Consider the following 6469-nt stretch of genomic DNA (forward strand, 5'->3'; position numbering starts at 1 on the left):
CGCGCCGGCGATCTGGCGACGCGCAAACGGGATCCCGGTCCGGCTGGCCCATGCGTCAGCGGTTGTGAGAGCGTCGCCTTCCGGCTCCTTCCAGGGTGGGTTCGAGATAATCAGCGAGAAGCGCTTGTTGGCAAAGGCATGCGCCGGATTGAAAAAGTCGGCGGGATTTCCGTGGACCAAATTGGTGCGCGCGAGAGATGGTAGTTTGACGCCTTCTCTCTCCTGAGCAATCAGAATGTCAGCGGGCTCCAGTCCTTCCAACAGAGATAGGTAGAGGCTGAAGGCAGTGACACGACATGCCATCAGGTTGATGTCGCCGCCGAAAATTCGCTCGGAAAGAAGCTTCCCCCGCTCGGCAAAAGTGAGCTGGCGCCCTACGTGCGCTTCCGAAAGGGCGATCAGGCGACGATAAGCCGTGGTCAGTAGAATGCCTGATCCGCACGCCCCATCAAAAATGATCTCGGAAAGAGGATCGGGGGACGTCGACAATGCCTGGTCAACGGCCAGCATGGCGAGGTTGCGCGGGGTATAATACGCGCCGTCCTGCGCCTGTTGCTCCGGCGAAAGGAAAGACTCGTATAGACCCGAGAGCAATTCGACGGGAATGTAGCTGAAGTCGTAGTTCCAGAAATCTCCCTGGCCGGTTCGCATATCAGTGCGCCGCAGGAAGCGATCTAGAAGTGTGAAGCCTTCTGTCGAGAGCACAGTCCACGGGTCGTGGCGATCGTCGCTCAAAAAGTCGCCGTTGAAATCGGACCGGAGCCGGTCGATGAGCGCTAAGACACCGTCCCGGTCCGCTGCAGTTACGAGCTCGGTAAGCGTCTTGACGCTGCGCCTGCTGCGGTAGGTCTGGCCGGCTATATCCCGATGCTCAAGATATGAGACGAACAGCAGCTGTCCCATCAGGAGCTCTGCTAGGCGCCGGCGCTTCCTCTCATCTGGGGTATTGTCGAAGCCCTTCTCGGTCAATTGCTCGACCGTAGCGGCAAGGTTCGCCAGCAGCTTGCGATCGACGCGCGCCCTGATATCGAACCACTTTGGCATGCGGCGCGAAAGGTTTGCGGAAGCCACCTCAAGTGCGGAAAATGGTCCGTCAGGTCGGGCTTCGCTAAGGAACAGCGTCTGCTCCGCTCGCCTGAGCTTCCGGGCAGGAACGGCAATCGCCTTGTCGCCGCGGATCTCGATCACGACAGTGGCGAGATTCTGATTCCAGACGCGCTTGCGAATCTCGTCGAGGGCTTTGGAGGAGAGGGGTTGCCCATCATTTCCCACGAAAACGACGGTGGGCACGCCTTCAACATCGAAAACCGCCTGCGCACGAATGGCGCCGTCTGTCCTGAGCAGCGTTTTGATTTCGAGCGCGTAGGGGTGGGCGTCAGGAACTTGCTCGTCCCGGCGATGCAGGACGGAGGTCTCGGCGGCATAGCCGAGCCTTTCGAGCCATTCTTGCACAGCAATCGTCGTCACAGTCTCAATCTCTCAGGCATTGGAACATAGCATGAACAAATATCATCGCGAAGGCGGTTTCTGCCTTGTGCAGTCGATTGGCGGAGGGCGGTCATGCCGATCGTCTCTGAGCCGAACGTGTCTCGCCCAAACCTCTGGAAGCACCTTTCCGGCGATGCAGGTTTGGCAATGAAAACAGATCAAACTGCCCATCGACTGCAGCCTGATCGGGGAGGGCAAAGCCGTCACGGATGATGGCGAGATGCGGATCCAGATGTAAGAGCAGCGCGTCGCCGAGCGCGGGACGATTGTCGTCGTCAAGCAGGCTCCATTCGCCATCAGCGCCCAACGCAAGGCGTTTACCCCAAAGCGCGAGGAATGACGTTTTGCGAAGCTGAGCCCGGAGCTCGGCGAAGAAGACTTTATGGGCCTCCAGTTCCAGTTTGAACTGGCTCTTCAGTCGGGACGCGATGCGGAGCACAAGGATTGTCTGCCAGCTGAACTTGGCAGGCGAGCCCTTTTGCCGCGGTCGCACGTCAGCTGGGATGAGGGCACGCCGGTTTGTCCATTCGCGGAGCTTATCCGTCGAAAGGCCGGTTAGCTGCGAGGCGACAGGCGTGGTAACGAACCGCAGCGGAACCTCCCGTGAGAATGGGCATGAAGCCCGATCTCTTTATAGAGAACGGGTACCATACCCGAACTGAGAGATAAACCGCCGCCGCGTTCGCACGTTCGCAAACCTGGCATCGATAATCGTTGGGCGCAGATCGCGGCACGAGAGCGTTCACTGAACCCGATGATGGCTCTGCGCGATTGCAATAGAGCGCCTGATGGGCAGCGAGCGCTTACCTGCTATCGTGTCTCAGAAGATCCGCCAGGCCGAAGGTTCAGGCCTGTGCGGGCCTCTTCGAGAGCATACCACCGCTCATCCCGGGGCATACGCGCGCGACGAAGCGGTTCGGCTGAGACGAAGAGCATCCTTCTCCGGAACGCCAATGGGCTTTCGGCCAGTAGGAATGATTTTTCCTGATCGGTACCGGGGGGAAACCAGGGCTTAGTCAAGAACCGTGCTTTTCGGTCCGTCCATCTGGGGGGCTCTCCCAGCCTCCACCGGCGGGCCAAATGCTCGCCAACAGCGCCGATATAGGCGTCGGTCTCGGAATGTCCGAGAAGGGCTGGTTCGCCCTCAATACGGCGTGCGCGACTCGCTTTATCGTTGTCGAGATAAAATTCGTCGAGGAACTCGTGGAGCGCGACTGTTAGCGCCTGCTCACCCGATGCCGCCCGGGTCACGACCTCTGCGAGCGTTCCAGGTCGGCCGGCGCTTGACATGCTGACTCTGCTCCTTGGCGTATTGAACGACGTCGTCGATTTTCGCGAGAACGCGGTTGTCGATGCCGGGAATGGTAGGGAAGAACCCTTTGACGAGCTCCATCAGGGCAGCTCCGTTTTGGATACCGGTGACATGCATCAGCTGGACGATGTCGTGGCGATCGCGACGCGCGCCATCAAGGTCCTCGCGACGGGAGGCTATCAATTTCATTGCAAGAATGTACTCAGGCGTCGGGAGAAACACCCGCAATCCCGGCGTGCCATCATCCCGCGGATATTCTCCGAAGACATTCAAGCGAGGCTGACGGCTGCCTGGGGAGGTAACCAGATGCTTGACTGACTGGTTGAGCCAGTCGTCAGGGAGGTTCCTCTTTCGACCGATCGCGTCCGCCGCCTCATCGAGGAATTCCGCTTCGGCCATGAAGACGGAGTCGACGTCTCGGTTAACCTGACGAATGTCGGTTGCGAGGAGAAGGCATGCGCCGCAGTAAACCGCGATTTCAGCAATGAGGCCACGGGCTCGGGCGATTTGACCAAGATCGTCAAAAGCCAGCTCAAGAGTGTCCTTTGTGAACTCCAGCGGCATAGGTGACACTCAATCCTCGCCTAGCTTGGTCATCGGCTACCCCAGCTTGTGGGTCAATGGCCGGTAACCGGCGGCGGTCAGGGCGATGCACTGGTGCGCGATTTATCCATCGCGACGTAAGGCCTGGCGTGCCCTGCTGAAGCCATTCCCTCGCATCTAGGCAGATTGAATCGAGGCGCGCCAGGCGTTCTGGCGCTCTTGGCTAGAGCATCCGCTGATGGATGGGCCGAATCCGTTTTGAAATCCGACCACCCTGCTGAAGGCGAGATAGCATCTTGCTGCTTGCAGGCTGCTTGGCGACAAAGGTGCGATTGCGAACGCAGTTTGTCAGCTGATCAACGCGCCAAATCGAAGCCTCTTCATAGAAGGCATAGCTTGGCTTGTGCAGGAATTCATGTTCGCCATCACCCCCGTTGCCAAGCACGCAGGCGAGGTCGTCCGCTTTCGTGTTCGTCAATTTGGTGATGGGAACTACCAACGCCTTTCCCTCCGGGGTGACTGCGGTGATCACCACGTGGAGGTGCATCCTATTGGGATCGTGCCTCGGCCCCGACGGGATTAAGAGGCACGCGCCGAGTTCTGGCGTCCAGGTCGTATGGTAGGCCCGCATAGTCGCTCGTGAACTAGTGCCGCATTCCGCCAGCGCCGAAACGCGTTGAAGCGGATTTGACCGCGTTCGCGATTTCGACGCCTTCTACGAGCGTTTCGACGTTTGGCTTGCCAAGTGCACGGAACAGATCAGAATAGCTGATTTGCCGCGATGAGCCATTTGGATCAGTCCACTCGGTGCACTCGTCATGGGTCAAGTCCCGCAGAGCGAAACCGTCCAGATGTCCATATTTGGACCAGACCTCATCGAGCACTTCGATGTTCGCGATGGAGAGGTGGTCTAGAGTTTCAATGGAAACGCCGGGGGCGGCCTGTACGGCGTAGTGAGCTCGAGCTCCGACGTAGTGCTTCCATTCCGGATTGTCCGGAGTGACGCCGTTCACGTGATCAAGGGTCTGGGAGAGGACCGGACCGTGAGGCATGGCGACCAGCGTGTCACCGGTGAGAGGCAGTTCATATGCATCCAGGTAGGCTCGTTCCGCGAGATAGACGAGCTTGGCCACCTTGAGCACGTCAATGGAGCCTCCTTCGCGGAGAGCGAAGTATGCGGTGACCTGTGCTGCCTTTTCGATGTTAAATGTGTTCATTCGACACCTTTGCCGATCAGCGACTCGCGCCGAGCGATCCTATGAGTTGAGATAGCGCGTGTATGCGACAGTTGCTAGGCCTCGGCGCCTCAATCGGGCAGCCGGATCGGGAGCGTGCGTCTAAGACGTCGAACCCAAGCGCTGAATATTTCTCGGGGATTATCCGTCAAAAGCTACAATTCAAAGACCTGAATCTGAAACTCAAACTTAGAGTAACTTATCGGTAAATTTGTGCTGCCTTCGGAAGGCGCGTTGTTCCAGACCGCGTCGATGGTTCATTTCGTGAGCACCTTGACGTGATGGAGCAGAAATTAGCCTGTCTCGGTGCCATCGACCGGGCTTAATTCAACGCCGCAGTTTTCCTCGAGTGATCCGAGTCGACGGCTAGCGGCTAAGGCCCGTGAACCTAACGCAAGGATAACCGATAACGCTTGTCCTCGCGCCTGGCCCGACCGCTCCGCCGAACTCGAAGCTTTCGACGTGCAGCCTGATCGGATGCCCGTGCGCCGCTTCGGAAGAAGCGTTGGAACGCTATCAGCGGGATCACCCGGAGGTGGGCTTGCATCCTACCAATACACATTTTACATAATTATATAATGTTTCATGCTAAAAGTTGCTCATCATGACCGCCGTGAAGATCGACGACCGGCTGACGGTCGCCAGTCAGCCGCGCCAGGAGGCGCTTGCAACACTGGCGGCTGCCGGCTTCGCCACCATCATCAACAACCGGCCCGACGGCGAGGAGCCGGGGCAGCCGAGTAGCGCTGCCGAGAAGGCGGCCCTTGAGCAGGCCAACCTTGCCTATCGCTTCATCCCCGTGACGGCAGCGGCGATTACAGAAGCCGATATCCGCTCCTTCCAGGAAGCGGTGTCCGGGGCGAAGGGGCCGGTCTACGCGCATTGCCGCAGCGGCACGCGTTCACTGACGCTGCATGTGCTGGGCGAGGTGCTGGCGGGGCGGATGAAGCCGGGCGAAGTCGAGGTTTTCGGTCGCGCACATGGCTTCGATCTGTCGGGCGCGGTGCAGTGGCTTGCCCGCAATGCAGCCCGGGCGCCGCAGGTGAAAGGCTTCCACGAGCCGCGCTCCGGCAGCATCCAATATGTCGTCACTGATCCGAAGACGCGGCGCTGCGCGATCATCGACCCGGTCTACGAGTTCGATGAGAAATCCGGGGCGACCGCCACGCATCAGGCCGACGCGATCCTCGCCTATGTCGCGCGCGAGGGGCTCACCGTCGAGTGGATCCTCGATACCCATCCTCATGCCGACCACTTCTCGGCCGCTCATTATCTCAAGCAGAAGACCGGCGCCCCGACAGGCATCGGCGCGCGCGTCACGGAGGTCCAGAAGCTCTGGCAGGGCCTCTACAACTGGCCGGAACTGGCGACCGACGGCTCGCAATGGGACCGGCTCTTCGCGGAGGGCGACAGCTTCAAGCTGGGCGAGCTCACGGGGCGCGTGATGTTCTCGCCGGGCCACACCCTTGCCTCCGTGACCTATGTGATCGGCGACGCGGCCTTCGTGCACGACACGGTCTTCATGCCGGATTCCGGTACGGCGCGGGCGGATTTCCCCGGCGGCAGCGCCAGGGCCCTGTGGGCGTCGATACAGGCGATCCTGGCCCTGCCGGACGATACGCGCCTGTTCACCGGGCACGACTACGAACCCGGCGGTCGCGCCGCTAAATGGGAGAGTACGGTGGGCGAGCAGAAGCACGCGAACCCGCATCTGACCGACATGACGGAGGAGCGCTTCGTCGCGTTGCGGGAGGCGCGCGACCGCACCCTGCCGATGCCGAAGCTAATCCTGCATGCGCTGCAGGTTAATATCTGCGGCGGCCGGCTGCCGGAGCCCGAAGCCAACGGCAGGCGCTATCTCAAATTCCCGCTCGATGCGCTCGTGGGGGCC

6 protein-coding genes are annotated in these 6469 nt (G+C 60.0%); 1 reads left to right on the top strand and 5 read right to left on the bottom strand.

Annotated elements, in window-relative coordinates:
• The 5 genes from AC3WMA_RS27455 to AC3WMA_RS27475 all read right to left on the bottom strand — a co-directional run.
• On the bottom strand, positions 1-1467 hold a 1467-nt coding region (locus AC3WMA_RS27455; protein ID WP_492288415.1), incomplete at its 3' end, for an N-6 DNA methylase.
• A 91-nt stretch (positions 1468-1558) separates the two neighbouring features.
• The gene (locus AC3WMA_RS27460; protein ID WP_492288416.1) at positions 1559-1927 is read right to left on the bottom strand and encodes a hypothetical protein; all 369 of its coding nucleotides are present in this window, start codon (positions 1925-1927) and stop codon (positions 1559-1561) included.
• 789 nt (positions 1928-2716) lie between these two features.
• Positions 2717-3364, bottom strand: coding sequence for a hypothetical protein (locus AC3WMA_RS27465; RefSeq protein ID WP_492288417.1), 648 nt, complete (start codon positions 3362-3364; stop codon positions 2717-2719).
• A gap of 202 nt (positions 3365-3566) precedes the next feature.
• The gene (locus AC3WMA_RS27470; protein WP_492288418.1) at positions 3567-3878 is read right to left on the bottom strand and encodes a hypothetical protein; all 312 of its coding nucleotides are present in this window, start codon (positions 3876-3878) and stop codon (positions 3567-3569) included.
• Positions 3879-3987: 109 nt separating this feature from the next.
• On the bottom strand, positions 3988-4560 hold the full coding sequence (locus AC3WMA_RS27475; RefSeq protein ID WP_492288419.1) for a Panacea domain-containing protein: 573 nt from the start codon (positions 4558-4560) through the stop codon (positions 3988-3990).
• A 622-nt stretch (positions 4561-5182) separates the two neighbouring features.
• On the opposite strand from AC3WMA_RS27475, the gene blh reads away from it, so the two are divergent.
• A partial coding sequence (blh, locus tag AC3WMA_RS27480) for a bifunctional sulfur transferase/dioxygenase Blh (RefSeq protein WP_492288420.1) occupies positions 5183-6469 on the top strand: 1287 nt, incomplete at its 3' end.

It is taken from the genome of Allobosea sp. FW305-C-101 (assembly GCF_058783685.1).

Bases quoted from the DNA above. Each gene is read 5' to 3' on its own strand.
- AC3WMA_RS27465 (WP_492288417.1), bottom strand. From the start codon at position 3,364: ATGCCGCTGGAGTTCACAAAGGACACTCTTGAGCTGGCTTTTGACGAT.
- AC3WMA_RS27475 (WP_492288419.1), bottom strand. From the start codon at position 4,560: ATGAACACATTTAACATCGAAAAGGCAGCACAGGTCACCGCATACTTC.